This is a genomic window from Streptomyces sp. DF42 (assembly GCF_058267695.1).
The window spans coordinates 8,920,855-8,946,655 of sequence record NZ_CM177859.1 but is presented as its reverse complement, the minus strand read 5'-3'; the positions used below and the strand labels follow the sequence as shown (position 1 = coordinate 8,946,655).

General features: G+C 71.3%; 26 protein-coding genes. 14 read left to right on the top strand and 12 right to left on the bottom strand.

Translation table 11 applies throughout. The features are described from left to right. Positions 1 to 5 precede the first annotated feature (5 nt). A complete protein-coding gene (locus ACYUED_RS41180; RefSeq protein ID WP_491289505.1) occupies positions 6 to 518 on the bottom strand; it encodes a hypothetical protein in 513 nt (170 codons plus the stop codon). A gap of 121 nt (positions 519 to 639) precedes the next feature. Here ACYUED_RS41180 and ACYUED_RS41175 point away from each other — a divergent pair, with 121 nt between their 5' ends. Then, entirely contained in the window at positions 640 to 984 is a 345-nt protein-coding gene (locus tag ACYUED_RS41175) for a cupin domain-containing protein (RefSeq protein WP_491289504.1), read from the top strand. A 22-nt stretch (positions 985 to 1,006) separates the two neighbouring features. Here ACYUED_RS41175 and ACYUED_RS41170 read toward each other — a convergent pair whose 3' ends face one another. After that, the gene (locus ACYUED_RS41170; protein ID WP_491289503.1) at positions 1,007 to 2,011 is read right to left on the bottom strand and encodes a LacI family DNA-binding transcriptional regulator; all 1,005 of its coding nucleotides are present in this window, start codon (positions 2,009 to 2,011) and stop codon (positions 1,007 to 1,009) included. Positions 2,012 to 2,144: 133 nt separating this feature from the next. On the opposite strand from ACYUED_RS41170, the gene ACYUED_RS41165 reads away from it, so the two are divergent. Next, complete coding sequence (locus ACYUED_RS41165; protein ID WP_491289502.1) at positions 2,145 to 3,299, top strand: Gfo/Idh/MocA family protein; 1,155 nt, start codon at positions 2,145 to 2,147, stop codon at positions 3,297 to 3,299. Here the strand turns inward: ACYUED_RS41165 and ACYUED_RS41160 are convergent. Together ACYUED_RS41160 and ACYUED_RS41155 are read right to left on the bottom strand one after the other, a co-directional pair. Next, on the bottom strand, positions 3,286 to 3,903 hold the full coding sequence (locus ACYUED_RS41160) for a poly-gamma-glutamate hydrolase family protein (RefSeq protein ID WP_491289501.1): 618 nt from the start codon (positions 3,901 to 3,903) through the stop codon (positions 3,286 to 3,288). The genes ACYUED_RS41165 and ACYUED_RS41160 overlap by 14 nt on opposite strands. Before the next feature lie 11 nt (positions 3,904 to 3,914). Further along, positions 3,915 to 4,958: a LacI family DNA-binding transcriptional regulator gene (locus ACYUED_RS41155; protein WP_491289500.1), complete on the bottom strand. Its 1,044-nt coding sequence runs from the start codon at positions 4,956 to 4,958 to the stop codon at positions 3,915 to 3,917. 130 nt (positions 4,959 to 5,088) lie between these two features. On the opposite strand from ACYUED_RS41155, the gene ACYUED_RS41150 reads away from it, so the two are divergent. The 4 genes from ACYUED_RS41150 (at position 5,089) to ACYUED_RS41135 (ending at position 9,463) form a co-directional block, all read left to right on the top strand. After that, positions 5,089 to 6,252, top strand: coding sequence for a phytanoyl-CoA dioxygenase family protein (locus tag ACYUED_RS41150; protein ID WP_491289499.1), 1,164 nt, complete (start codon positions 5,089 to 5,091; stop codon positions 6,250 to 6,252). Positions 6,253 to 6,268: 16 nt separating this feature from the next. Beyond that, entirely contained in the window at positions 6,269 to 7,045 is a 777-nt protein-coding gene (locus tag ACYUED_RS41145; protein ID WP_491289498.1) for an SDR family oxidoreductase, read from the top strand. Between the two features lie 104 nt (positions 7,046 to 7,149). Beyond that, positions 7,150 to 8,154, top strand: a complete 1,005-nt coding sequence (locus ACYUED_RS41140) for a Gfo/Idh/MocA family protein (RefSeq protein ID WP_491289497.1) — start codon at positions 7,150 to 7,152, stop codon at positions 8,152 to 8,154. Between the two features lie 286 nt (positions 8,155 to 8,440). Next, complete coding sequence (locus ACYUED_RS41135) at positions 8,441 to 9,463, top strand: Gfo/Idh/MocA family protein (protein WP_491289496.1); 1,023 nt, start codon at positions 8,441 to 8,443, stop codon at positions 9,461 to 9,463. On the opposite strand, the gene ACYUED_RS41130 is transcribed toward ACYUED_RS41135, so the two are convergent. After that, positions 9,412 to 10,977: an alpha/beta fold hydrolase gene (locus ACYUED_RS41130; protein ID WP_491289495.1), complete on the bottom strand. Its 1,566-nt coding sequence runs from the start codon at positions 10,975 to 10,977 to the stop codon at positions 9,412 to 9,414. The two genes, ACYUED_RS41135 and ACYUED_RS41130, sit on opposite strands and share 52 nt — an antisense overlap. A gap of 104 nt (positions 10,978 to 11,081) precedes the next feature. Here ACYUED_RS41130 and ACYUED_RS41125 point away from each other — a divergent pair, with 104 nt between their 5' ends. Next, positions 11,082 to 12,023 (top strand): MerR family transcriptional regulator, encoded by a 942-nt coding sequence (locus tag ACYUED_RS41125; RefSeq protein ID WP_491289494.1) that lies wholly within the window; start codon positions 11,082 to 11,084, stop codon positions 12,021 to 12,023. Positions 12,024 to 12,059: 36 nt separating this feature from the next. Then, positions 12,060 to 12,503, top strand: coding sequence for a GNAT family N-acetyltransferase (locus ACYUED_RS41120; RefSeq protein ID WP_491289493.1), 444 nt, complete (start codon positions 12,060 to 12,062; stop codon positions 12,501 to 12,503). Positions 12,504 to 12,508: 5 nt separating this feature from the next. Here the strand turns inward: ACYUED_RS41120 and ACYUED_RS41115 are convergent, their stop codons facing one another. From ACYUED_RS41115 to ACYUED_RS41095, 5 genes are read right to left on the bottom strand one after another with little or no spacing between them, the layout of a single operon-like run. After that, complete coding sequence (locus ACYUED_RS41115) at positions 12,509 to 13,528, bottom strand: Gfo/Idh/MocA family protein (RefSeq protein WP_491289492.1); 1,020 nt, start codon at positions 13,526 to 13,528, stop codon at positions 12,509 to 12,511. A gap of 19 nt (positions 13,529 to 13,547) precedes the next feature. Further along, the gene (locus ACYUED_RS41110; protein WP_491289491.1) at positions 13,548 to 14,450 is read right to left on the bottom strand and encodes a sugar phosphate isomerase/epimerase family protein; all 903 of its coding nucleotides are present in this window, start codon (positions 14,448 to 14,450) and stop codon (positions 13,548 to 13,550) included. A gap of 1 nt (position 14,451) precedes the next feature. After that, on the bottom strand, positions 14,452 to 15,366 hold the full coding sequence (locus ACYUED_RS41105) for an ATP-binding cassette domain-containing protein (protein ID WP_491289490.1): 915 nt from the start codon (positions 15,364 to 15,366) through the stop codon (positions 14,452 to 14,454). A gap of 4 nt (positions 15,367 to 15,370) precedes the next feature. Next, positions 15,371 to 16,447 carry an ABC transporter permease gene (locus tag ACYUED_RS41100; RefSeq protein ID WP_491294667.1) on the bottom strand — a complete coding sequence of 359 codons (1,077 nt, stop codon included), beginning with the start codon at positions 16,445 to 16,447 and terminating at the stop codon, positions 15,371 to 15,373. Continuing rightward, positions 16,447 to 17,466, bottom strand: coding sequence for a substrate-binding domain-containing protein (locus ACYUED_RS41095; RefSeq protein ID WP_491289489.1), 1,020 nt, complete (start codon positions 17,464 to 17,466; stop codon positions 16,447 to 16,449). The genes ACYUED_RS41100 and ACYUED_RS41095 overlap by 1 nt, the downstream gene beginning before the upstream one ends. 288 nt (positions 17,467 to 17,754) lie before the next feature. Here ACYUED_RS41095 and iolC point away from each other — a divergent pair, with 288 nt between their 5' ends. The 6 genes from iolC to ACYUED_RS41065 are packed head-to-tail and all read left to right on the top strand — an operon-like array spanning position 17,755 to position 23,443. Next, positions 17,755 to 18,732, top strand: coding sequence for a 5-dehydro-2-deoxygluconokinase (gene iolC / locus ACYUED_RS41090; RefSeq protein ID WP_491289488.1), 978 nt, complete (start codon positions 17,755 to 17,757; stop codon positions 18,730 to 18,732). A gap of 13 nt (positions 18,733 to 18,745) precedes the next feature. After that, positions 18,746 to 19,633: a Cgl0159 family (beta/alpha)8-fold protein gene (locus ACYUED_RS41085; RefSeq protein ID WP_491289487.1), complete on the top strand. Its 888-nt coding sequence runs from the start codon at positions 18,746 to 18,748 to the stop codon at positions 19,631 to 19,633. A 28-nt stretch (positions 19,634 to 19,661) separates the two neighbouring features. After that, a complete protein-coding gene (gene iolB / locus ACYUED_RS41080) occupies positions 19,662 to 20,576 on the top strand; it encodes a 5-deoxy-glucuronate isomerase (protein WP_491289486.1) in 915 nt (304 codons plus the stop codon). Beyond that, entirely contained in the window at positions 20,576 to 22,462 is a 1,887-nt protein-coding gene (gene iolD / locus ACYUED_RS41075; RefSeq protein ID WP_491289485.1) for a 3D-(3,5/4)-trihydroxycyclohexane-1,2-dione acylhydrolase (decyclizing), read from the top strand. Before iolB ends, iolD begins: the two co-directional genes overlap by 1 nt. Before the next feature lie 28 nt (positions 22,463 to 22,490). Beyond that, positions 22,491 to 22,628, top strand: a complete 138-nt coding sequence (locus ACYUED_RS41070) for a hypothetical protein (RefSeq protein ID WP_491289484.1) — start codon at positions 22,491 to 22,493, stop codon at positions 22,626 to 22,628. A 32-nt stretch (positions 22,629 to 22,660) separates the two neighbouring features. Further along, positions 22,661 to 23,443 carry a GntR family transcriptional regulator gene (locus ACYUED_RS41065; protein WP_491289483.1) on the top strand — a complete coding sequence of 261 codons (783 nt, stop codon included), beginning with the start codon at positions 22,661 to 22,663 and terminating at the stop codon, positions 23,441 to 23,443. Here ACYUED_RS41065 and ACYUED_RS41060 read toward each other — a convergent pair. After that, the gene (locus ACYUED_RS41060) at positions 23,392 to 24,444 is read right to left on the bottom strand and encodes an NAD-dependent epimerase/dehydratase family protein (RefSeq protein WP_491289482.1); all 1,053 of its coding nucleotides are present in this window, start codon (positions 24,442 to 24,444) and stop codon (positions 23,392 to 23,394) included. The genes ACYUED_RS41065 and ACYUED_RS41060 overlap by 52 nt on opposite strands. Continuing rightward, on the bottom strand, positions 24,441 to 25,781 hold the full coding sequence (locus ACYUED_RS41055; protein WP_491289481.1) for a nucleotide sugar dehydrogenase: 1,341 nt from the start codon (positions 25,779 to 25,781) through the stop codon (positions 24,441 to 24,443). The genes ACYUED_RS41060 and ACYUED_RS41055 overlap by 4 nt, the downstream gene beginning before the upstream one ends. Positions 25,782 to 25,801: the final 20 nt, after the last annotated feature.

The following is a 25,801-nucleotide window of genomic DNA, read 5'->3' as shown; positions in this document are numbered from 1 at the left end:
CGCCCTCACTTGATGATCGCGTTGGCCACAACGACGATCACGCCCAGCAGAGCGTCCACCAGACCGATCAGAACGGCGACGGGCGGGGAGCGGTGCGACCTCAGCGCCGTCACCAGGCCGAGCGTGAACAGCAGGGCGATGTTCAGGACGAACGCCGCGTACTCCACCCCCTTCGGCGGCCACCAGCCCCAGCCCGCCCCCGCGAGCAGCAGCACCGTCGGCAGCACGGCCGTGACCAGGGGCCACTCGTCGACGAGGGTGCGCAGGACGTCCCAGCGGCGGTGCGGTTCGCGTTCGGCGATGTAGTGGGCGTAGCCGTGGGCGAGGGCCGAGGCGAGCGCGGTCACCAGCAGCCAGAGCGCGTCGTAGCGGCGGCTGGCCCGGGACGTGTGGCCGTACTGGCTGAGCGCCGCGACCATGGAGCAGGCCAGTACGGCGCCGTAGACACCGCCGAAGAGGACGGCCTCGCGGGTGTCGTGCTGCCGTGGCCCGGGGACGGCCGTCGTGGTCTGCGCCATGCCCTCCACGATCACCCGGCGTCCGCGGGGCCGCCAGTCGCGACGAAGTGTCCTCCCGCCTGGGCCGACACCGCACACAGTGTCCACGCACGGCGCCCGGCGATCTCGTTAGGGTCGGCCCATGACCCACAGCTTCGTGGTGCACATCCCGGACGCCGAGCTCGAACCCGATCCCCTCGGCCCGGAGCAGATCGTGTCCGGGACCCCGGAGGTGACCGGCAAGGTCGTCTGGGAGTCCGCGGACGGGAAGCGGATCCGCGGCATCTGGCAGATCACGCCGGGCGTCGTCACCGACACGGAGGCCGACGAGCTGTTCGTCGTCATCAGCGGGTCGGCGACCGTCGAGATCGAGGGCGGGCCGACGCTGACGGTGGGGCCCGGGGACATGGCCGTCCTGCGCGAGGGCGACCGTACGACATGGACGGTGCACGAGACACTGCGGAAGGCGTACGCGATCAGCCTCTGAACGCCATCAGCTGTGGACGGCGTCAGTCCGTGGGCGGTGCGGCTGTCGTGCCGCGGATCTCCAACGTCGGTGCCGTCAGGCTCAGTCGGCCCTCTCCCCCGGGCCGCTCGAAGCGGTCCAGGAGGCAGCGCGCCGCGCGACGGCCCAACTCGTGGCCGTCGCTGTCGACCGTGGTCAGCCAGACGTGGCGCAGGCGGGAGATGCTCGTGTTGTCGTAGCCGACCACGGACACGTCGTGCGGGACGCGCAGACCCAGCTCCTCGGCGGCCGAGATCGCGCCGACGGAGGCGATGTCGTTGACGGCGAAGAGTGCGGTGGGCCGGCCGGGGCGGCTCAGCAGACGCACGGCGGTGCGGTAGCCGCCCTCCTCGGTCATGTCGCTGGGCTCGACCTGCGCCCGGATAGCGAGGCCGTGCGCCCGCATCGTCGCCTCGAAGCTCCGCCTGCGCAGCTCGCCGACGGAGCCGTAGCCCGCGATGTGCGCGATGCGCCGGTGGCCGAGCCCGATGAGGTGCTCGGTGACCAGTCGGGCGCCGTGCTCGTCGTCGCCTGCCACGACGTCAACTCCCGCCGGGACCGGTTCGCGGGCGCCCGCGACGACGACCGGGATGCGCTCGGCGGCCCTGCCGAGGGCTGCCGGGTCGGGCAGGGTGCCGACGACGACCAGGCCGTCCACCCGCAGGTCCAGGAGCGGGTCGGCGGGGTCCTGGCCGGTGCGGCGGTTGAGGCGGGCGTCCGCCAGCAGCATCCGCAGGCCGTGGTCGTGCAGGAGTGAGTTGAGGCCGTCGAGCAGGTCGACGAACCAGGGGTTGCGCAGGTCGTTGAGGAGCACGCCGACCGTGCGGGTGCGCTGCTCGCTGAGGCTGCGCGCGGCCGCGTTGGGCCGGTAGCCGAGCTCCCGCACCGCCCGCAGGACGGCCTCCCGCTTCTCGGGACGCACCTGTTCGGCGCCGCGCAGCACGAGCGAGACCAGCGACTTGGACACTCCGGCGCGTTCGGCCACGTCGCGGATCGTCGGCGCTTTCATGCTGTGGACCGTTCCATGTGCCGCCATGGCTTGTCAAAGGATCCGGCGGTGCTCCGGTGAGGGTTGACAGTCGCTGAGCACGGGCTTCAGGGTGGCCTGGACAGGTTGTGGACCGGTCCAAAGAGGGGCTGTCATGGTGGATTCGCTCGGTGTCGCCGTCGTCGGGTTCGGCTGGATGGGCCGGGTGCACACCCAGGCGTACGCCCGCGTCCCGCACCACTTCCCGCGGCTGGGCCTGCGTCCGCGGCTGGTGACGGTCGCCGAGGAGGTGCCGGGCCGGGCCGAGGAGGCCGCCGCACAGTTCGGGTTCGCCTCGGCGACCCGGGACTGGCGCGAGGTGGCCGGGGACCCGCGGATCCAGGCGGTCAGCATCACCGCCCCGAACTTCCTGCACCGTGAGATCGGTGTCGCGATGGCCGAGGCCGGCAAGCACATCTGGATCGAGAAGCCGGTCGGGCTGAGCACGGCGGACGCGCAGGCGGTCGCAGGCGCGGTGGCCGGAGCGGGCGTCCAGGGCGCCGTCGGCTTCAACTACCGCAACGCGCCCGCCGTCGAGGCCGCCCGCGAACTCATCTCCTCGGGCGGCATCGGCACCGTCACCCACGTCCGCGTGCGCCTGTTCAGCGACTACGCCGCCCACCCCGAATCCGCCCTGACCTGGCGCTACGAGAAGCAGCGCGGCGGCAGCGGAGTGCTGGGCGACCTCGCCTCGCACGGCGCGGACCTGGCCCGGTTCCTGCTCGGCGACATCGCCTCCCTGACCGCCGACACCGCCGTGTTCATCCCCGAGCGGGCCCGCCCCACCGGCGCGACCGCCGGCCACACCCGCGCCACGGGCGGCGAGCTGGGACCGGTCGAGAACGAGGACTACGTGAACTGTCTGCTGCGCTTCGCCTCCGGCGCCCGCGGCGTCCTGGAGGCCTGCCGGGTCTCGGTCGGCGAGCAGAACAACTACGGCTTCGAGGTGCACGGCACCGAGGGCGCGGTGTTCTGGGACTTCCGCCGGATGAACGAGTTGGGTGTCAGCCGCGGCACCACGTACCAGGACCAGCCCGTCAGCACGGTGTACGTCGGCCCGGGCGACGGGGAGTACGGCGCGTTCCAGCCGGGCGCGGCGAACGGCATGGGCTACGACGACCTGAAGGTCATCGAGGCGCACCGCTTCCTGCGCTCGATCGCGGAGGGCAGGCCGCAGGGGGCCACACTCCCGGACGCCGTGCACAGTGCCGCCGTACTGGAGGCGATGGTGCGCTCGGCGGAGAGCGGCGCGTGGGTCAGCGTCGGGTGACGGACCGGGTCGCCAGCAGCCCCACGCCGGTGACCAGGGCGTCGACGACCGCCGGCGGAGGCGTGTCGGGGACCTCCGGGTCCCAGCCCGGCCGCCGGGTCCGGGCGGAGAGCGGGAGTTCCACCTGGACGCCGCCGCCGCGGGTCAGGTTCACCGGGTTCCTGGCGTGCACGCCCCGCAGGGCCGCGGGGATGTCGGCGAGGTCCGTGACCGGGTCGAACTCCGGGCGCAGGGCGCTCAGCCCCGAGGCGAGGAGGTGCGCGGCGGGCCGGTTGGCCCCACCGAGGAAGATGGACCGTGGCGTCGCCCGTCTCCTGTGGCCGTGCAGGGAGACCGTGACCGCGACGTGGGACAGGAACAGCCGTAGGAGTGCGCAGTGCTCCACGGCCATGCGCGGGGACGGGATGTGCACCGGCTCCCGCGCGCCCGGCTGGGTGAAGACCAGGCTGGTGGCGCCGCAGCGCTCGGCCACGGAGCGCGCGAGTTCGGCGGTACCGCCCTCGTTGCTGCCGTGCAGCGCGAGCAGCCCGGTCTCGCCGCCCGTCGTGAGCGTGGCCAGAAGGCGGACACCTTCGATCTCCACGTGCTCGGTCCTCGTCGTCACCCGTCTCCTCGTCATCCGTCTCCTCGACTCGTCGCCTGCGGTGGCATGTTGTACGGCGTCACCACCTGGATCGCCGACGGCAGCGTAGGCCCCGCGGGGGGCAGGGCGCCGTGGGCGCGCATCACGATGTGGCAGGCCTCGCGCATGTCCTGGCGCAGGTCGTGGTGGAGGACGGCGGAGAGGCGGTGCTCGCGCAGCAGGCGGGTGTTGTCGTGGTCGAGGTCGTGGGCGACGAACACCGCGCACTCGCGGTCCAGGTCCTCGAAGGCACGCAGGGTGGCGATGTTGCCGCCGCCGATCGAGTAGACGGCGCGGATGTCCGGGTCGCGTGCGAGGGCGGCGCGGACCAGGTCGTACTGGGTGGCGTCCAGGCCGTGGCCCTCGGTGATCTCGACCAGCGTGCGGTCCGGGTGGTGGGTGCGCATGGCGCTGCGGAAGCCCATCTCGCGCTCCTCCTCGTTGCGGAAGAAGCCGCTGCTGAGGCTGGTGAGCACATTGCCGGGGCGCTCGCCGAGCCACTGGCCCATGAGGTACGCGGCGGTCGCGCCGGCGGCCCGGTTGTCGATGCCGACGTAGCCGAGGCGGGCGGTTGCGGGCAGGTCGGTGACGAGAGTGACGACGGGGATGCCGGATTCGGCGAGCCGGCCGACCGCGGCCGTGACCTCGGGGACGTCCGGAGCCTTGAGGATCACGCCCTGCGAGCCGCGGCGGGCGATCCGGTCCAGGGTCCGGGTCAGCTCGGCCACCGGACCGGTCTCGCGGAAGTGGAAGCGCGAGCGGACGACGGCCGGGTGGAGCGAGGGCAGCTCCGTCTCCAGGGCGGCGCGTACGGCGGTGGAGAACCGCTCCGGCGTCTGCATCACGATGTCGATCATGAAGGTGCGGCCGACCAGCCGGACCTGGGTGCGCTGCCGGTCCAGGTCTGCGATGGCCTGCTGGACCTCCCGCGCGGTGCTCTCACGGACGCCACCCCTGCCGTTCAGGACCCGGTCGACGGTCGCCTCGCTCAGGCCCGCCTGACGTGCGATCTCCCGGATCGGGAAGGGATGGCCCATACCGTGGCTCCTTGAGGGGTTTTTGATGGCCGCGTGCCGGTTGTTCGACGGGTTTGTCATGACAAGAATGACAGCGTGGCCCGACGGTGTCACCGAGAGCCGTGCCGTCCCCCCGACCGAAAGGACGCCGATGTCCGCCACCCCCGTGGACCACCGCGCCTGGCTGTCCGAGCGGGACTGCGACCTGGCCGACTTCCGGGAACTCGTCGAGCGGACCACCGACCTCGCGGACTACCCGCACGCCTCCGCCGTCGAGCAGGGCGTCCTGGTCTACGACAGCGAGCGGCTGCGCAAGGCGGAGCGGCGCCCGGTGCGGGCCGAGCTGGTCCGGGCCCTGACCGACGGCCCCGGCATCGTGGTCCTCGAGGGCGCGTTCCCCGACCCGTCCGTCGTCGACCGGCTCAGCGCGGTCTTCGACGCCCTGATCGCCGAGCAGCGCGCCTCGGGCACGAACGCCGGGGACCACTTCGCCAGGCCGGGCGCCAACGACCGCGTGTGGAACGCGCTGGAGAAGGCGGCCCTGTACGACCCCGAGGCGTTCGCCGACTACTACGCCAGCGACGTCCTGTCGCTGGTCTCGGCGGCCTGGCTCGGCCCCGGCTACCAGGTCACCTCGCAGGTCAACGTGGTCAATCCGGGCGGCGCGGCGCAGACCGTGCACCGGGACTACCACCTGGGTTTCCTGTCCAACGAGGCCGCGGCCGCCTACCCGGCGCATGTGCACGCCCTCTCCCCCGTGCTCACGCTCCAGGGCGCCGTCGCGCACTGCGACATGCCCGTCGGGTCCGGGCCGACGATGTACCTGCCGTACTCGCAGCGGTACGAGCCCGGCTACCTGGCCTGGCGACTGCCGGAATTCCAGGCGTACTTCGAGGCCAACCACGTCCAGCTCCCCCTCTCCAAGGGCGACGCGGCCTTCTTCAACCCCGCGCTGTTCCACGCGGCCGGCACCAACCGCTCGGCGGACATCCGCCGCATGGCCAACCTGCTGCAGGTGTCCTCCGCCTTCGGGCGGGCCATGGAGACGGTGGACCGCGAGGCCGTCGCGAACGCGATGTTCCCCGTGCTGCTCAGGCGCCGCACCGAGGGGGTCGGTGAGGAGTGGCTGGAGAACGTGATCGCCGCGAGCGCCGAGGGCTATCCCTTCCCCACCAACCTCGACAGCGATCCGCCGGTCGACGGACTCGCCCCGCCCGCACAGGCGGACGTCGTACGGCGCGCACTGCGCGAGTCATGGACGCCCGAGGCTCTTCGGGACGCACTGCGGGCCGGCGCCGAGCGCCGTGAAAGCTGAAAGGACCCGGAACGTCATGGGACTTCTCGACGAAAAGGTCGTCCTCGTCAACGGCGGCAGCCAGGGCGTCGGCGCCGCCATCGCACGGGCCGCGGTCCGCGAGGGCGCCGTGGTGGCCGTGACCGGGCGGCGTCCGGCACCGGGCGAGGCGCTGGTGACGGAGCTGACGGCCGCCGGCGGCAAGGCGATGTTCGTGCGCGCCGACCTCTCGGACGCCGAGCAGGCGGGGACCGCCGTGGGTGACGTGGTCGCCGTGTACGGACGGATCGACTGCCTGGTCAACTCCGCCGGGCTGACCTCCCGTGGCACGCTCCTCGACACCACGCCGGAGCTGTTCGACCAGCACATCGCGATCAACCTCAGGGCGCCGTTCTTCGCGATGCAGGCCGCCGTCGCGGACATGGTCTCCCGCAAGGCGCCCGGCACGGTCGTCAACATCATCACCTCCTCGGCGCACGGCGGGCAGCCGTTCCTGGCGCCGTACGTCGCCGCGAAGGCGGGTCTGATCGGCCTGACCCGCAACGCGGCGCACGCGCACCGCTGGGACCGGATCCGGATCAACGGCCTCAACATCGGCTGGACGGCGACCGAGGGCGAGGACGCCACGCAGCGCAAGTTCCACGACGCCGACGACGACTGGCGCGAGGAGGCCGGCGCCAGGCTCCCTATGGGCAAGCTCGGCCAGCCGGACGAGATCGCGGACTTCGCGGTCTTCCTGCTGTCGGACCGCTCGGGCGTCGTCACGGGTTCGGTGATCGACTGGGACCAGAACGTCCTGGGCGGCCTGGACTGATATTCAAGCCCGTCCGGCGGTTGAGGACGGGCCGAAGGGCGACCGGGGTCCGGGACGGGCCCCGGGGCGAACAGCAACCACACACCAGGAAAGCAGCGGAGCTCATGCGTATCGGAATCCTCGGCCTCGGCCGCATCGGCGCCTTCCATGCCGAGACCCTCTCCGGACTCGACGCGGTCGAGTCGCTGGTGCTCACCGACCCGTTCGCGGACGCCGCCAAGTCCGCGGCGGAGCGCTTCGGCGGCGAGGTCGTGGACTCGCCTCAGGCCCTGCTGGCCGCCGGTGTGGACGGCATCGTGATCGCGGCCGCCACGGACGCCCATCCCGGGCTGATCCTGGCCGGGGTCGAGGCCGGTGTCCCGGTCTTCTGCGAGAAGCCCGTCGCCAGGACGATGGCAGAGGGCGTCGAGGTCCTCAAGGCCGTCGAGGGCCGTGACGTGCCGATCCAGATCGGCTACAACCGCCGCTTCGACGCCGGATTCGTCGCCGCCCGCGCCGCCGTGCGGAGCGGCGAGCTGGGCAAGCTGCACACCGTACGGTCGACCACGCTGGACCCGGCGCCTCCGCCGGCCGCGTACATCGCCGCCTCCGGTGGCATCTTCCGCGACTGCTCCGTGCATGACTTCGACATCATCCGCTGGGTGACGGGCCGCGAGGTCGTCGAGGTGTACGCGGTCGGCGGCAACCGGGGCGCCGACTACATCAAGGACGCGGGCGACGCCGACACCACCGGCGCCCTCCTCACCCTGGACGACGGCACGATCGCCGTGGTGTCCAACTCCCGCCACAACGCTCGGGGTTACGATGTCCGCATGGAGATCCACGGATTCCAGGACTCCATCGCGGTGGGCCTGGAGGACAAGCTGCCGCTGCGCTCGGTCGAGCCCGGCGTGACCTTCCCGGCCGGCACCCCGCACGACTTCTTCATGGACCGCTTCACCGAGGCCTACCGTGCCGAACTCACCGCGTTCACCGAGGTCGTGGCCGGTTCCCGGCCCTCGCCCTGCACGGTGGCGGACGCGCTGGAGGCCGGCTGGATCGCCGACGCGTGCACCCTGTCGCTGCACGAGCACCGGCCCGTGACGATCGCCGAGGTCCGCAGCGCCTGACGGTGCCCACAGCTCTCGTGTCCCGGGCGCGGGGTGGCCTCCGCCGGCCCGGAACACGAGTATGCGGAACACCTCGTGAACGCCCCGTCTCCCGCAACGAGTTACCCTGCGCGGCGTGATCGTCATCGGCACGGGCCGAACGGGCTCGCTCTCGCCCGTGGACCGGAGCGCGCCGGACACCGGGTGACCGTCCCGGAGGAGCGGGAGACGGTGGCCGGGAAGTTCCAGAGCGTGCACGTCGACGGCCGGGCCCACGACCAGTAACGCATCGAGGAGGAACGAAGTCATGAGCGACACGGTCCACGAACCCCTGCGCATCGGCGTCCTGGGCGCCGCACGGATCACCGAGCGCGCCCTGATGGACCCCGCCCGCACGGGCGGCCACCGCCTGGTCGCGGTGGCCGCCCGCGACCGGTCCCGCGCCGAGGCCTTCGCCGCCGCGCACGGCGTGGAGCGGGTCGCGGACTCGTACGCCGACCTGCTCGCCGACCCCGAGGTCGAGGTCGTCTACAACCCGCTCGCCAACGGCCTGCACGGCCCGTGGAACAGCGCCGCCCTCGCGGCCGGCAAGCACGTCCTGAGCGAGAAGCCGTCCGCGAGCAACGCGGAGGAGGCCGCCGAGGTGCGGGAGGCGGCGGCGAAGGCCGGCACGGTCTTCATGGAGGCGTTCCACTACCTCTTCCACCCGCTCACCCGGCGTCTGCACGAGCTCCTCGAAAGCGGTGAACTGGGCGACCTGCGGCGGGTGGAGACGACGGTCGCGATACAGGCCCCCGCGGACACCGACCCGCGCTGGTCCCTGCCGCTCGCCGGCGGCGCCGTGATGGACCTGGGCTGCTACAGCCTGCACGCCCAGCGGATGCTGGCGCCCTGGGCGGGCGGCGCGCCGCGACTCGTCCGCGCGCGAGGCGGGGAGCGGGCGGGCGCACCGGGCGTCGACGAATGGCTCGACGCCGACCTGGAGTTCCCGGGCGGGGCCACCGGATCGGCGCGCTGCCACATGGCGTACGACGAGCTGGAGATGAGCTGCCGCATCGTCGGCAGCCGGGGCGAGGTCCACGCCCCGAACTTCGTCCTCCCCCAGCTCGACGACCGGCTGGTTATCCGTACGGCACAGGGCGAGCGGACGGAGCACCTCGGGACCCGGTCGTCGTACACGTACCAGCTGGAGGCGTTCGCCGCGCGGGTGCGGGAGGGTGTCGCGCTTCCGCTGGACGCGGACGACGCGGTGGCGACGATGACGCTGATCGACGCGTGCTACCGGGCGGCGGGGTTCGAGCCGCGGCCGCGATCGGTCGTGGGCGGGTAGGCCAACGCGGTCGGCGTCAGACGCGCCAGCACCGCCCCCATCGCGCGGTGGACGGCGTCACGCCACTCCTCGACGGGGGCGAGCGTCTCGAAGCCGTGGCGGCCGTGCGGTACGTCGACCACCTCGACGTCCGTCCCGGCGTCCTTGGCCGCGGCCAGGAACTCCTCGACGGTGACGGCGATCTCGGGCATCTCCAGGCCCACGCGGGTCAGTACGACCGGCAGGCCGCCCGCGTGTGCCACCGCCTCGGCGGGGAAGAACCTGCTGCCGGCCAGCCCCCAGTTCGGCAGCGGCGCCAGGATCGGATACGTCGCGGCGACGCAGCGCAGCCACACCGGTCGAGCCCGCAGCCAGTCCGCCACGATGAGCCCGCCCGCCGAGAAGAACCACAGCGCGATCCGGTCCGCGTCCACCCGCGGGTGGGCCCGCGCCAGTTCCACCGCGGCGGTCACGTCCTCGGCGGCGCGCTCGTAGTCGGCCACGTCGTGCAGCCGGTGGTCCAGGGTGACGCCCACCGCACCCTGCGCTGCCGCGAGACGGGCGTACCCCCTCAGGGTCGGCCAGTCCCGCGGGGTCGGCCGGACCCCGGCGGGCACCGGTCCGCCGTGCACGAAGACCACCGCCGGGCGCGGGCCATCGGCGTCGGGCGGCAGGTACAGGTCGACGTTGCCCCTGCGCTCGCGCGGCAGTTCGGGTACCTCCAGCGGGAACGGCCGTAGATGCGGGGGCGGTTGGGTGTCGTCGGCCGGCTTGAGCCGCTGCCCCTCGCCGGCCGCGGCCCGCAGCAGGGCCACCGCGAGTTCGGTCGGGCAGGACAGCATCGGCCAGTGTCCGGTGGCCAGTTCGAAGAAGCTCACCCGGGGATCGGTCAGGAACCGCAGGTCGGGGTCGCCCAGGCTCACCAGCTGCTGGACGAGCGCGATGCTCGCGCCGTTGCCGGTGCACAGCACGCCGGTGGTGGGGACCGCGGTCACCGCGCCGGTCAGCCGCAGCGGCTGGAGCAGGGTGGCCGTCGGCTGCGGTGCGGCCAGCGCGACCAGCCGGTCCAGCGCGGTGTCGGAGACGCCGGCCGTGCTGCCCCAACGCTGCCATTCCGCACGGGACTTGGGTGCCTGCGCCCCGTCGGCCCCCTCGACCACCTGCGCACGCAGGTCCGGGTCGGGCACCGCGGCGAGGGCCGGGACGCCGTCCTTCGGCATCCCCGTGTCCAGGCAGACGATCCGGGCGATGCGCTCCGCCCGCCGGTCGGCGGCGCCCACCACGGGATGGACGCCGTAGTCGTGGCCCACCAGCACGATGTCCCCGGCCGCCGCGTCCACCGAGTCGATCGCCGCGATCACATCCGCGATGTGTGTCTCCAGGTCGATGCGGACCCCCGTGCCGCGCCGGGACCCGTCGAGTCCGGTGAGGGCGACCGAGCGCACCTGAGCACCCGACGCGGCCAGCCGCGCGGCCGTCTCCTGCCACACGTGTGCGCCGGTGAACGCGCCTGCCACCAGAACGAATACGGTCATGAGCCTCTCCTCCACTGCGCCGCCGTCCGCGGACCTGGCCCCCTCCGCCAGGTCCGCGCTCGCCGGTACCGTAGGAACTCCCCCTGAGGGAGGTTCAACTGTCCATGCCCTACGACGGCCTGTGGAGCATCGGGGAGCTCGCCGAACATGCGGGCGTCACCGTCAAGACCGTGCGCTTCTACTCCGACCGCGGTCTGCTGCCGGAGACCTCGCGCAGCGCCGGCGGACACCGCCGCTACGGCCACGGCGCCCTGGACCGGCTGCGGCTGATCCGTTCTCTGCGCGGCCTCGACCTGCCGCTGCCCGAGGTACGCCGCGTCCTCGACGAGGCGGAGGGCGAGCCGGGCGGCGCGTTCGAGCACGCGGTGGCCGGCCGGCTGCGCGCACTGGGCTCCGAGCTCAGGGCCCTGCGCTGGCGGGAGGCCGCGCTGCGGCTGGTGCAGGAGTGTCCGCCCGGGGAGCGGGCCGACCGGCTGCGTCTGATCGGTGCGGTGAGCGCCCCGCCGAGCACGGCCCCGCTGGCCCGGTTCTGGCGTGCCTGGCTGCCGGTGCGGATGCCGGCGCGGTCGGTCAAGGCGTTCCTGGAGGTGGCGGTCCCGCAGCCGCCGGACGATCCGGACCCGGCCCAGGTGCTCGCGTTCGCCCGGCTGCACGCCCTCACGACCCGCCCGTGCAGCGGCGCCGGGCAGCCGCAGCCGGAGGCGCACCGGGCCGCGGGGGCCCGCGGATCGGCCGTCCTGTATGCGGGCCTCGCCGAGGCGTACGACCTGGCGGGCGTGCGACTGCGCCGGGACCTCGCCCCGTGCCCCGACGAGGCGCTGGACGCCTTCGTCGCCGCGTACGCGAGCGCGTACGGCACCCGGGACACCCCGGACTTCCGCCGGCTGCTGGCGCGGCAGCTCGCGGCCGACCCGCGGATCGACCGCTACTGGGAGCTGGTGACCGTGGTGGTGACCCCTCCGGGCCGCCGTCCGGAGCCGACCCCCGGATCTGCGCACGACTGGCTGCTCTCGGCCCTGGCCGAGCAGACCACGGCGACCGCCTGAACCCCGGCTCCGGCACGCTCTGTCATGATCGGCGCCATGGCCGCACAGATCGTCCCCGCCCATGTCACCGACATCCAGCAGGTCCTGACGGACCACGCCCGCTACTGGGGCGACCGTGACCTGCGCGCCCTCCATCTCCTGCCCCTGGTGCACGAGTTCGGGTCGACGTGTCTGGTCGCCCGCTCGGACGACGGCATCCTCGGCTATCTCATCGGCTTCGTCACACCCGACCGCACCGGGTACGTGCATGTGGTCGCGACGAGGGACGATGCCCGCGGTATCGGTCTGGGGCGGGCGTTGTACGCGGCCTTCACGGAGGCCGCGCGGCGTCAGGGCGCGGTCCGGCTGAAGGCGATCACGACCGTCGGCAACGAGGGTTCCGTGGCCTTCCATCGCAGCCTGGGCTTCGATGTCCGTGTGGAGGAGGAGTACCACGGCCCCGGTCGGCCCCGGATCGTCTTCACCCGTACGGAGCCCTGAGTACGTCAGCGGTACAGCGCCGGGCGTTCCACCAGCCGCACCTCCGCCCGGCCGCCCTCCTCCAGCGCCCGCACCCCCGCCTCGCACACCGCCGCCACCGCGTAGCCGTCCCACACGCTCGGGCCGGTGACCTCGCCGCGGCGGGTGGCGTCGACCCAGGCCTGGACCTCACGGTCGTAGGCGTCGGCGAAGCGCTCGACGAAGTCCTGGGCGACGGTGCCGCCCCAGCGGCCGGCCATGTTGGTGACCATGGCGTGGCCGTCGCCGATGCGGGCGGTGCCTCGTTCGCACACCACCTCGGCCTGGACCTGGTAGCCGAAGCCGCAGTTGACGAAGATCTCGACGTCGACGACGGCGCCGCCGTCGGTCTCGAAGACGACGAACTGCGGGTCCTGGATCCCGTCCGGCGCGTTGGCGGACGGCGTCGGGCGCAGGACCGTGACGGAGGTGATCTCCTGGTCGAGGAGCCAGCGCGTCACGTCCATCTCGTGCACGAGGGAGTCGTTGATGAGCATCTCGCTGCTCCACCCGGGCGGGGAGGCGACGTTGCGGTGCCGGTTGTGCAGCATCAGCGGGCGGCCCAACTGACCTGTGTTCAGCAGGGACTTGAGTTTCATGTACTCGGCGTCGTAGCGCCGCATGAAGCCGACCTGGACCAGGCGCCGGCCCAGCCGCCGTTCGGCCTCCAGCACGCGCAGCGCGGACGCCGCGTCGGGGGTGAGCGGCTTCTCGCACAGCACGGGCAGATCGTGCTCGAACGCCGCCAGCAGGGCCGCCTCGTGGGCGGGCCCCGGGGAGGCGACCAGTACGGCGTCGACATCGTCCGCCGCCATGGCGGCGGCCGGGTCGGTGTAGGCGGTGCAGCCGTCGACGCGGGCGGCGACGGCCTTGGCGCGTTCCGCGTCCACGTCCACGACGGCACTCACTCTGGCCCCGCTGGTGACCTCCTGGATGCGGCGTACGTGGTCGGCGCCCATCTTGCCGGTGCCGACGACGGCGACTTGCAGTGTTCCGGGCTGAGCCATGGTCGTCCCCCTTGGACGGTCAGGCGCCGCAGGACCTCAGGAACTTGCGTGTCCGCACGGCGATCGGCAGCGGCTTGTCCGGTTCGCAGGGGTACATGTCCTGCTCGACGATGGCGAAGAGCTCCACCCCGAGCCGCTGCGCCGCGGCCAGCACCGGCCCCAACTCCGGCACTCCGGACGGGGGTTCGCACATCACTCCGCGCTGCACCGCAGGGCCGAAGGGGACCTCGTTGCGCACGACGTCCGCGAGGATCTCCGGGTCGACCTGCTTGAGGTGGAGATAGCCGATGCGTTCGCCGTAGGTCTCGATCAGCTTGACGCTGTCGCCGCCGCAGTAGGCGTAGTGCCCGGTGTCCAGGCAGAGGCCGACCAGTTCGTCGTCGGTGGAGTCGAGGAAGCGCTCGACGTGGTCCTCGGTGTCGATGTGGGTGTCGGCGTGCGGGTGGACGACGATGTCGAGGCCGTACGTCTCCTTCACCTCGTGCCCGAGCCGTTCCATGCCCCTGGTCAGATGGGCCCACTGCTCGTGGGTCAGCTCCGGCGGCTCCAGGATCTCGGCGGTCTTGTCGTCCCGCCAGAAGGAGGGGATGACCACCAGGTGCTTCGCGCCCATGGCCTGGGTGAGCGCGGCGACCTGGCTGACGTGCTCCCAGGTGGACTCCCAGACGGACGGGCCGCGGTGCAGTCCGGTGAAGACCGTGCCTGCCGAGACCTTCAGGTCCCGCTTCGCGATCTCGTCGGTGAGGCGGGCCGGGTCGGTCGGCAGGTAGCCGTACGGGCCCAGCTCGATCCACGGGTAGCCGGCCTCGGCGACCTCGTCGAGGAAGCGTTCCCAGGGCACCTGCCGGGGGTCGTCCGGGAACCAGACGCCCCAGGAGTCGGGCGCCGATCCGACCCGGATGCGGTCCAGGGCGCCGGCCATGTCAGGAGGTTCCTTCCTGGGCCTTCGCCACGGTCGCGGTGAGGTCGTCCGCTTCCGGGAGTTCCTCGACGTCGACACCGCTGACCTGGGACAACTCATGCTTGAGTGCGGCGAGTTCGGCGCCGCCCGCCATGTGGTTGGTCAGTTCCTCAAGGGTGATGTCGCTGCGTTCGGCGGAGAGTTCGAGGGTGCCCAGGCGCAGCACGCTGAAGTGGTCGCCGACCATGTAGGCGTGGTGCGGGTTGTGGGTGATGAAGATGACGCCCAGGCCCCGGTCGCGGGCCGCGGCGATGTACTTGAGCACGACGCCGGACTGCTTCACACCCAGCGCGGCGGTGGGCTCGTCCAGGATCAGCACGCGGGCGCCGAAGTAGACGGCTCGGGCGATGGCGACGCACTGGCGCTGGCCGCCGGAGAGGGTGCCGATGGGCTGTTCGAGGTTGTCCAGGACGATGCCCATGTTGCGCAGTTCCTCGTCCGCGGTCCTCTTCATCCGCTCGATGTCGAGGCGGCGCACGGGCCAGGGGCCCTTGGTCATCTCGGAACCGAGGAAGAAGTTGCGCCATACGGGCATCAGCGGGACGGTCGCGAGGTCCTGGTAGACGGTGGCGATGCCCTTGTCGAGCGCGTCACGCGGGGTGGAGAAGCGCACCGGGGCGCCGTCCACGAGGAATTCGCCCTCGGTGTGCTGGTGCAGCCCCGAGATGATCTTGATGAGGGTGGACTTGCCGGCGCCGTTGTCGCCGAGCACACAGGTGACCTGGCTGGGGCGGACCTGCAGGCTCACCCCGTGCAGGGCACGGATGTTGCCGTACGACTTGCCCGCGTTGCGCAGTTCGACGATCGGGCCGTCCTCGCCCTCGGGCACGGTGTCCTGGAGGATGGCTCCGTGAGTTCCGGTTCCGTTGTCTGTCATCGGGTCACCTCCTGGTCATGGCGCGCTGGACCCACAGATTGATCAGGACGGCGCCGAGCAGCATGACGCCGAGGAAGGCCTTGAACCAGTCCGGGTTCCAGCCGGCGTAGACGATGCCCTGCTGCACCATGCCGAACATGAACGCGCCGAAGACCGGGCCGATCGCCGAGCCGTAGCCGCCGGTCAGCAGACAGCCGCCGATCACCGCCCCGGAGATGTAGATCAGCTCGATGCCGACGCCCTCGCCGGACTGCACGGTGTTGAACGAGAACAGCTGGTGCATGCCCACGAACCAGGCGCCGAAGCCGACCAGCATGAACAGCGAGATCTTGGTGAAGGCCACCGGGACACCGACCGCGCGGGCCGACTCCTTGTTGCCGCCGACCGCGAAGGTCCAGTTGCCGTACTTGGTGCGCAGCAGCACCCACGAGGCGATCACCGCGAACAGCAGCCACCAGAAGACGGTGATTTTCACCTGGACGCCGCCGATGTCGAAGCTGGAGGCGAAGACCTTCCTGGCCTGGTCGAAGCCGTCCATGTTGCTGATGTCGTCGGTGGCCACGTTGCCGGTGACCATCTTGGTCACCGCGAGGTTGACGCCCTGGAGGATCAGGAAGGTGCCCAGGGTGACCAGGAAGCTGGGCAGGCCGGTCCTGACCACCATCCAGCCGTTGAAGAACCCGATGCCCAGCGACACGACCAGCGCGGCGATCACGCCGACCCATACGTTCATCGTCAGCTGGTAGCTGATCATGCTCGCGGTCAGCGCAGAGGTGATCACCCCGACACCGGCGGACAGGTCGAACTCGCCGCCGATCATCAGCAGGGCCACCGGGATCGTCACGATCCCGAGCGTGGAGGACTGGTAGAGGATGTTCGCCATCGAGCTGCCGTCGCGCACCGGTGGCGCCGCGATCAGGAAGAACACGTACACCGCGACGGCGCCGAGAAAGACGCCCACCTCGGGACGGGCCAACACCCTGACCATCAAGGGACGTTCGGCCGTACGGCCGTCACTCCCCTTGGGGCCGGGGGCCGGCGGTGTGTTCACCGCCGGCTCGGCGTGCTGGGTCATACGGATCACCGAGTGCCCTTCGCGGCGAACTTGGCGACCACGTCGACATTCGACTTGTCGACGAACGCCGGCCCGGTCAGGACGGGCTGCTCACCGCCGCCGCTGTAGTTGCCGTTGTTCTTGTAGAGCCACAGCGAGTCGACGGCCAGGTAGCCCTGCAGATACGGCTGCTGGTCCACCGCGAACTCGATGGTGCCCTTGCTGATGGCACCGGTCAGTTCCTTGTTGAGGTCGAAGGTGGCGACCTTGGCCTTGCTGCCCGCGTCGCCGACCGACTGCACGGCGATCAGTGCGATCGGGGCGCCGAGGGCGACCACGTGGTCGATCGCGCTGTCCTGCTTGAGCTTGGCGGTGATCGTCGACTGCACGGACGGCGCGTCGGTGCCGTTGACATAGGCCCTCTCCAGCTTGCCGGAGAAGGTCTTCTCCACGCCGTCGCAGCGCTGGGTGAGGCCGACGTTGCCCTGCTCCTGAATGACGCAGAGGGCCTTTTTGGATCCGAGTGCGTTCAGCTTGTTGCCGAGCGCCTCACCGGCCACCGTCTCGTCCTGGCCGAAGAACTCCATCAGGCCGAGCTTCTTCCAGTCGCTGAGACCGGAGTTGAGGCCCACCACGGGTATGTTCGACGACTTCGCCTTGCCGATGACGCTCTTCAGGGCGTCCGGCTTTGCAAGGGTGACCGCGATGCCGTCGACCTTCTGGTCGATCGCGTTCTGCACCAGGTTGGACTGGGTGCCCGCGTTCGGGTCGGCGGAGTAGATGAGCTTGATGTTGTCCTTGTCCGCGGCGGCCTGGGCACCCTTGCGGACGATGTCCCAGAAGGTGTCTCCGGGAGCCTGGTGCGTGACCAGCGCGACGGTCATACGGGGCGTGGTCGCCTTGCCGGCCGAGGCGTTGCCGCCACCCTCCTCGGACTTCTTGCCCCCCGAACTGCTGGAGCAGCCGGCGAGGGTCAGAGCAGCTGCTGCGGCCACCGCCACGACGGGTACGAGTCTGCGGGAGAGGGGGTGAGAAGAGCGGTCCATCTTTCCTGGCACCTCACTGTGCGTTGCGGAGGGAAAGGGAGAGCGGGATCACGAAGATCCAGGGCCCGGGATCTTGGCATGTCCGGGTCGTCGGCCGCAAACGCGGCGGTTGGCCTGGGACGGGATCAAACCCCCGGCCGCGCCCGCTGTCAATACTTTGTTAAGACATCATTTCACGTGCAGGTCCGAATGTAAGTACAAACTATTGACAGCTTCGCCCTTCGAGGCCTACACCTGGGAGGCGGCAGGCCCTTCGGGACCCGCACCCCCACACGAGGAGCGTCGCGCATGGCCGAGTCAGCCCAGCCCTTTGACTTGATCACTATGGGCCGTATCGGGGTGGATCTCTACCCCCTGCAGTCGGGCGTGGACCTGGCGAAGGTCGAGACCTTCGGCAAGTTCCTCGGCGGTTCGGCGACGAATGTGGCGGTTGCGGCCGCAAGGCTCGGCCGCTCCACCGCGGTGATCACCCGTACCGGGGACGACCCCTTCGGCACCTATCTGCACGAGGCGCTGAAGGAGTTCGGCGTCGACGACCGCTGGGTCGCGCCCGTCGCCGCGTACCCGACACCGGTGACCTTCTGCGAGATCTTCCCTCCGGATGACTTCCCTCTCTACTTCTACCGGCAGCCTAAAGCCCCTGACCTGGAGATACACACCGAGGAGCTGGACTTCTTCGCCATTCGGGCGACCCGGGTCCTCTGGATCACCGGCACCGGGCTGAGCGAGGAACCGAGCCGCTCGGCCACCCTCGCCGCCCTCAAGGCGCGCGACAGGGCGGGCACGACCGTCTTCGACCTCGACTGGCGGCCCACGCTGTGGAACGACACAGCCTGGAAGGACCCGGAGGAGGCACGCCCGTACTACGCGGAGGCACTGCGGCACGCCACGGTCGCCATCGGCAACCTCGACGAGTGCGAGGTGGCAACCGGCGTCCGCGAGCCGCGAGCCTGCGCCGAGGCGCTGCTGGCGGCCGGGGTGGAGCTGGCGGTCGTCAAGCAGGGCGCCAAGGGCGTGCTCGCGGTGCACCGCGACGGCACCATCGCCGAGATCGAGCCGGTACCGGTCGAGGTGGTCAACGGCCTCGGCGCGGGCGACGCCTTCGGCGGCGCACTCGTCCACGGGCTGCTGTCCGGCTGGGAGTTGGCTGAAATCGTGCGGTACGCCAACGCGGCCGGTGCCCTTGTCGCCTCCCGTCTCGCCTGTTCCTCCGCGATGCCCACCGAGGCCGAGGTCGAAGACCTCCTCGCGCGCGCCACTGCCTGAACGGAGCCTTTCGTTGACCATCAGCATCCCCGACCTCGTCTCGGTCAGGGCCCGCCACCCCGAAGCCGTCGCCGAAGCGGCCGCCCGGCGCGTCCGCCGCCCGCTCGTCGGCGACAGCGGCCGCCTGATGATCGTGGCCGCCGACCACCCGGCACGCGGCGCGCTCGGCGTCGGCGAGCGCCCACTCGCCATGGCCAACCGGGCGGACCTGCTGGAGCGCCTGTGCATCGCGCTCTCGCGGCCCGGTGTCGACGGGGTGCTGGCCACCGCCGACATCCTGGAGGACCTCCTCCTGCTCGGGGTGCTGGAGAACAAGGTCGTCATGGGCTCCATGAACCGTGGGGGCCTGGCCGGCGCCGTCTTCGAGATGGACGACCGCTTCACCGGCCACCGCGCCGAGGACATCGCCCGCCTGCGCTTCGACGCGGGCAAGCTGCTGCTGCGTATCGACCACGACGACCCGGGCTCGCTGACCACCCTGGAGTCCACCGCCCGCGCCGTCGACGCCATGGCGGCCCGCCGGCTCCCCCTGTTCGTCGAGCCGTTCGTCTCCCGCCGGGTCGACGGCCGGGTGCGCAACGACCTGTCCGCCGAGGCCGTCACCAGGTCCGTCGCCATCGCCTCGGGCCTCGGCGGCACCTCCGCCTACACCTGGCTGAAGCTGCCCGTCACCGACGACCCGGACGACATGGGCGAGGTCCTGGAGACCTCCACGCTGCCGACCGTCCTGCTGGGCGGCGAGGTGGGCGAGTCCGCAGCGGAACAAGCGGGTGTGTACGAGCGCTGGCGCAAGGCTCTCAAGCTCCCCACCGTGCAGGGCCTGGTCGTCGGCCGGTCGCTGCTCTACCCGGCCGGGGGCAGTGTGGAAGCAGCGGTCGACACGGCCGTAGGCCTGCTGTGACGTGGTTGTCGTGACACGGAGGAACGCAATGACGTATCACCTTCCCGCCGGAAAGGCCCTCGGCGGCCCCTACGTCGTGGACATCACGCCGGAGAAGGCCGGCTGGGGCTACTCCAGCCTGCGCGTCCTGGAGCTGCCGCCGGGCGGCACGCACACCTTCGACACCGGCGACAGCGAGTGGATCGTGCTGCCGCTGAGCGGCGGCTGCACGGTGTCGGCCGCCGACGACTTCGGCCACGACACCTTCGAACTCACCGGCCGCGACAGCGTGTTCAGTGGCGTCAGCGACTTCGCCTACGTGCCGAGGGACGCCCGTACGACGGTCACGTCCGACGGCGGCGGACGGTTCGCGCTCACCGGCGCGCGCTGCATCCGGCGGCTGCCCGCCCGCTACGGACCGGCATCGGCCGTACCGGTGGAGCTGCGCGGCACGGGGAACTCCTCCCGCCAGGTCAACAACTTCGGCGCGGCGGCCCCCGCCGGAGGCGCCGATGGACAGGGTTTCGACTGCGACAAGCTGATCGCGGTCGAGGTGATCACGCCCGGCGGCAACTGGTCGTCCTTCCCGCCGCACAAGCACGACGAGCACCGGCCCGGCGAGGAGTCCGTCCTCGAAGAGGTCTACTACTTCGAGTTCGCCGACCACGACGGCACCCCCGGTCTCGGCTACCAGCGCGTCTCCCCGTCCGGGCAGGGCCGTAACACGGACGTCCTGGCCGAAGTCCGCAGCGGAGACGTCGTGTTGATCCCCGACGGATGGCACGGGCCGTCCATGGCCGTGCCCGGCCACCACATGTACTACCTGAACGTCATGGCGGGCCCCGAGCCCGAGCGCGCCTGGCTGATCTGCGACCACCCCCATCACGCCTGGGTCCGCGACACCTGGCCCCAGCAGCCGGTCGACCCCCGCCTCCCCCTCTACACGGCCCCGGAGAAGTCCTGATGAGCACCCCCACCCGCCGTCTGACCGCAGCCCAGGCCCTGGTGCGCTTCCTGTCCGTCCAGTACACCGAGCGCGACGGCGTACGCCACCGGCTGATCGCCGGCACCTGGGGCATCTTCGGCCACGGCAATGTGGCGGGCCTCGGCCAGGCTCTGATGGAGGCGGGCATCGAACCGGGCACCGCGATGCCGTTCCACCAGGGGCGCAACGAGCAGGCGATGGTGCACGCGGCCGTCGGCTATGCCCGCCAGCTCGACCGCCTCTCCGCGCAGGCCGTGACGACCTCCATCGGCCCGGGTGCCACGAACCTGGTCACCGGCGCCGCCCTGGCCACCATCAACCGCCTCCCGGTCCTGCTCCTGCCCGGCGACTACTTCGCCACGCGTGCCGCCGACCCGCTGCTCCAGCAGCTGGAGCACCCGACCGAGGCGGACGTCTCCGTCAACGACACCCTGCGCCCGGTGTCGAGGTACTTCGACCGGGTCACCCGCCCCGAGGCCCTGATCCCCTCCGCGCTGAACGCCATGCGGGTCCTCGCCGACCCCGTCGAGACCGGCGCGGTCACGCTGGCCCTCCCCCAGGACGTGCAGGCGGAGGCGTACGACTGGCCGGAGGAGTTCTTCACCGAGCGCGTGTGGCACGTACGGCGTCCCGCGCCCGACCCGTTCGAGCTGGCGGAGGCGGTGGCGGCGATCCGGGCCGCCGAGCGTCCGCTGATCGTCGCGGGCGGCGGCATCCACCACAGCCGGGCCGAGGAGGCGCTGAAGGCCCTGGTGGACGCCACCGGCATCCCGGTCGCCTCGACGCAGGCGGGCAAGGGCTCGCTGCGCCACGACCACCCCGCCGACCTCGGCGGCATCGGCCACACCGGCACGTCGGTCAGCGACGACATCGCGCGCACGGCCGACCTGGTGATCGGCGTCGGCACCCGCTACACGGACTTCACCACCGCCTCCCACACCCTCTTCCAGAACCCGGACGTCCGGTTCGTCAACCTCAACATCGCCGCGTTCGACGCCCACAAGCTGGCGGCGCGCCCGCTCGTCTGCGATGCGCGGGCCGGTCTGGAGGCGCTCCTGGACGGGCTGGCCGACCACCACGTCGGTGACGGGTACGAGGCCGAGTACCGGGCCGGCCGGGCGCGTTGGGAGCAGGTCGTCGAGGCGGCCTACAGCGCGCCCGACGAGAACGCCGTACCGACCCAGACGCAGGTGCTCGGCGCCCTGGACGCGGTCGTCGGCGACGACGACGTCGTGATCAACGCGGCCGGTTCGCTCCCCGGCGACCTGCACAAGCTCTGGCGGGCGCGCAGCCCCCGCCAGTACCACCTGGAGTACGGCTACTCCTGCATGGGCTACGAGATTCCGGCCGGCATCGGCGTCCAGCAGGCCACTCCCGACACCCCGGTCTGGTCCCTGGTCGGCGACGGCACCTACCTGATGATGCCGACCGAGATCGTCACGGCCGTCCAGGAGGGCCTGCCGGTCAATCTCGTCCTCATCCAGAACCACGGCTACGCGTCCATCGGCGGCCTCTCCGAGACGGTCGGCGGCGAGCGCTTCGGCACCGCCTACCGCTACCGGGCGGCCGACGGGACGTTCTCCGGGGCCCCTCTCCCGGTCGACCTGGCCGCCAACGCGGGCAGCCTCGGCATGGACGTCCTGCGCGCCAAGACGGTGCGCGAGCTGCGCGAGGCGCTCGCCACGGCCCGCGCCTCCGACCGCCCGACCTGCGTCTACGTCGAGACCGACACCGCCACCCCGACCGCTCCCCCGGCCGAGGCCTGGTGGGACGTGCCGGTGGCCGAGGTCGCCTCCCGTGCGGCGGCGGCGAACGCCCGCGACGAGTACGACCGCCAGGTCGTCGACCGGCGCCGCCACCTCTGAACTCCCCGAACTGATTAGGCCCTTCACCATGAAGACCCTCACCCGCCGGGTCGGCGTCAGGCCCGCCGAGTCCGTCTCCGGGCGCCACGACGGCGTTCGAGAGCCGGGGAGTGTCCTCGATCGCCACGACGCGGGCGTCAACCTCGTTTTCCCCAGCCACTTCTGACAGTTCGTCAGCTCATCAGAGGGAGGTACCCGATGGCGAGGACCGGCGCCACCCCACGTGCCACGACGGCCGCACTCGACTCGCTGGACTTCGCCCTGGACCGGGGCAGTCCGGTGCCGCTGTACTACCAGCTCGCCCAGCAGCTGGAGGCGGCGATCGAGCACGGGGTCCTCGCCCCGGGAAACCTCCTGGGCAACGAGATCGACCTCTCGACCCGGCTCGGCCTGTCCAGACCGACCGTCCGCCAGGCCATCCAGTCGCTGGTCGACAAGGGGCTGCTGGTGCGCCGCCGCGGCGTCGGCACGCAGGTGGTGCACAGCCAGGTCAAGCGCCCACTGGAGCTCAGCAGCCTCTACGACGACCTGGAGGCGGCCGGCCAGGGCCCGACCACCCGGGTGGTGCGCCACGAGCACAGACCGGCGCCCCCGGACGTCGCCGCCGCGCTGGGCATCGCGGAAGGCAGCGAGGTCATCGTCCTGGAACGACTGCGCCTCACCCACGGCCAGCCGGTCGCCCTCCTGTGCAACCACCTGCCCGCGACGCTGCTCGACCTCAACACCGAACGCCTGGAGTCGACGGGCCTCTACCGGATGATGCGCACCGCGGGCATCACCCTGCACAGCGCCCGCCAGACCATCGGCGCCCGCTCCGCCACCGCCGAGGAAGCGGCCCGCCTCGACGAGGAGGAGGGCGCCGCCGTGCTGACGATGCAGCGCACGGCGTACGACGACACCGGCCGCCCGGTCGAGTACGGGACGCACATCTACCGGGCGTCGCGGTACGCGTTCGACTTCCAGCTGCTCGTCAGGCCGTGAAGGGAGAGGGCGCCGGGAGAACGCGCGTCCCGGGGGTGCCGCCCCTCCGTCGGCTGCATGTGCCGGGCGTACCAGTCGACGGTGCGCCGTACGCCTTCGTCGAGCGGCACCGTCGGGGCATATCCCGTGAGGGAGCGCAGGCGGGTGAGGTCGGGGCAGCGGCGGGCGACCGAGTGGGCGGGCGCGTGCCTGTACTCGAGTGTCGGGTGGTGGCCGGTGATGTTCAGGATCAGCTTGATCAGGTCACCGATGTTGGTCTCCTCCGTGTCGTTGCCGATGTGGACGATCCGGCCGTCGGCGGCCTCCTCGGCCATCAGCCGGTGAACCGCGTCGACGGCGTCGTCGACATGGCAGAACGCCCGGGACTGTTCGGCGCCGAACACCGTGAACGGGTCCTCTCGACGCAGTGCACGCAGGGCCACCTCCGGGATCACATGGGCGGCGCCCATCCGAGGGCCGTAGACATTGTGGAATCGTCCGATGACGTAAGGCAGGCCCTTCGCCCGGGCCGTGTGGATGACCGCGGCCTCGCCGAGCATCTTGCTGGTCCCGTAGGCGAAGCGCGGGGCCGAGATGTCCCGCACCGTCAGGGGGACGGTCTCCGGGGTGGGTACCGGCACCGTGCCGGCGCTGACTCCGTCGGCGTACACCTCGCTCGTGGAGGCGAAGAAGAGGCGCTCGCCCGGCCGCATCCAGTCCAGTGTGTTGAGCAGGGCCAGGGTGTTGATCCGGATGGCCCTGGCAGGATCCTTGTCGACGTTACGGACCCCGACGACGGCCGCCAGCATGTAGATCTGGTCCCACCCGTGCGGGATGTCCCGATAGCAGGAGGCTTCGGTGAGGTCGGCGTGTAGCACTTCGGCGTCGACGGACGCGAGGTCGGGGTCGTCCCGCCCGCGCGAGAAGTCGTCCACGATCGTCACGGCGTGCCCCTCGGCCAGCAGCCTCCGCGTCAGGTGCAGCCCGATGAAGCCGGCACCGCCCAGTATCAGCGTCTTCATGTCGTCACCGCCGGGGCCGGAGGGACAGTGGCCGCGGGCCGGTAGCCGAGGCCGGCATAGCGCACACCTCTGGCGGTGATCTCGGCGGCGTCGAGGATCCGCCACGAGTCGAACACCAGCTGTACGCGGGAACCGTCGAGTGCGGGTCCCACGTCGAGGTTGCGGTAGTCGGGGTGGTCGGTGATGACAAGCACCGCGTCCGCGTCCTGGAATCCGGCGTGGACGTCGACGGGCTCCCCGCCGTATGCGCGGATCACGTCGGCGCCCACCAGGGGGTCATGGCCGAGGATCCGCAGTCCGGCCGCCAGGAAGACCGGCATCATCACCGCGATCGGAGTACCCCGCATGTCGTCGGTGGGGGGCCATCCCTTGTACGCCCAGCCGAGCACGGCCAGGGTCGTTCCGCCCGCCTCACGCATCATCTCGACGACTCTGCACGCGACATGTACCGGGAGATCCTCGTTCAGCCTCCTGGCAGCACCGACCAACTGCGGTACATACCCGACGCGTTCGGCAGCGGAGGACATGATGTAGGGATCCTTCGACAGGCAGCCGCCGCCCACGTATCCGGGCTTGTGGATATCTGGTCGCGGATAGTCCAGATTCGCCGCCCTGATCACCTCCAGCGGGTCGAGGCCGAACCGTTCGGTGAGTTCGGCCACCTCGTTGCCGAACGCGAAGATCACGTCGGTGTGGCAGTTGTTCGTGAGCTTGACCAACTCGGCGGCTTCGAGGCTGGAGACGGGAACGACCTGGGTGGCGAGGCCGCCGAACAGGTCGAGGCCAAGGCGCAGGCTGTCCTCGTCGAGCCCGCCCACGACCTGGGGCAGCTCCAGCAGTTCCCGCAGGGCCCGTCCTTGGACCGTCCGTTCCGGCGCCATCACCAGCCGGGCCCGGCCCCAGGCGTTCATCAGGTGCGGAAGGACCACCGCACGGCTCGTGCCCACGGGCACGGTGCTGCGTACCACGACGAGGGTGTCGGGCGTGCAGTGCTCGGCCACCTGCTCGGCGGCCGCGGCCAGGTTCTTCAGAAACGGTTGGCGCGTGGCCTCGTCGACGGGCGTGGACACACAGATGACGGCCGCGTCCACAGGCGCATCAGGCAACTCGGACGCTATGAAGATGTTCGTCCCGACGAGTTGGGCGAACGTGTCGTCGACGCCTGGTTCGTAGACGTGGGCCCGCCCCTGCCCCAGGGTCTCCACCACCGAGGGCTGGACGTCGACTCCATGGACCTCAAAGCCTTTGCGGGCCATTGCCGCAGCCAGGGTCAGACCTACGTACCCCATGCCGATGATGCCGACCCGGTGAAATTCTCGCGCTTTTGTTTCCTTCATGACCGGATCTCCTCCTGTTC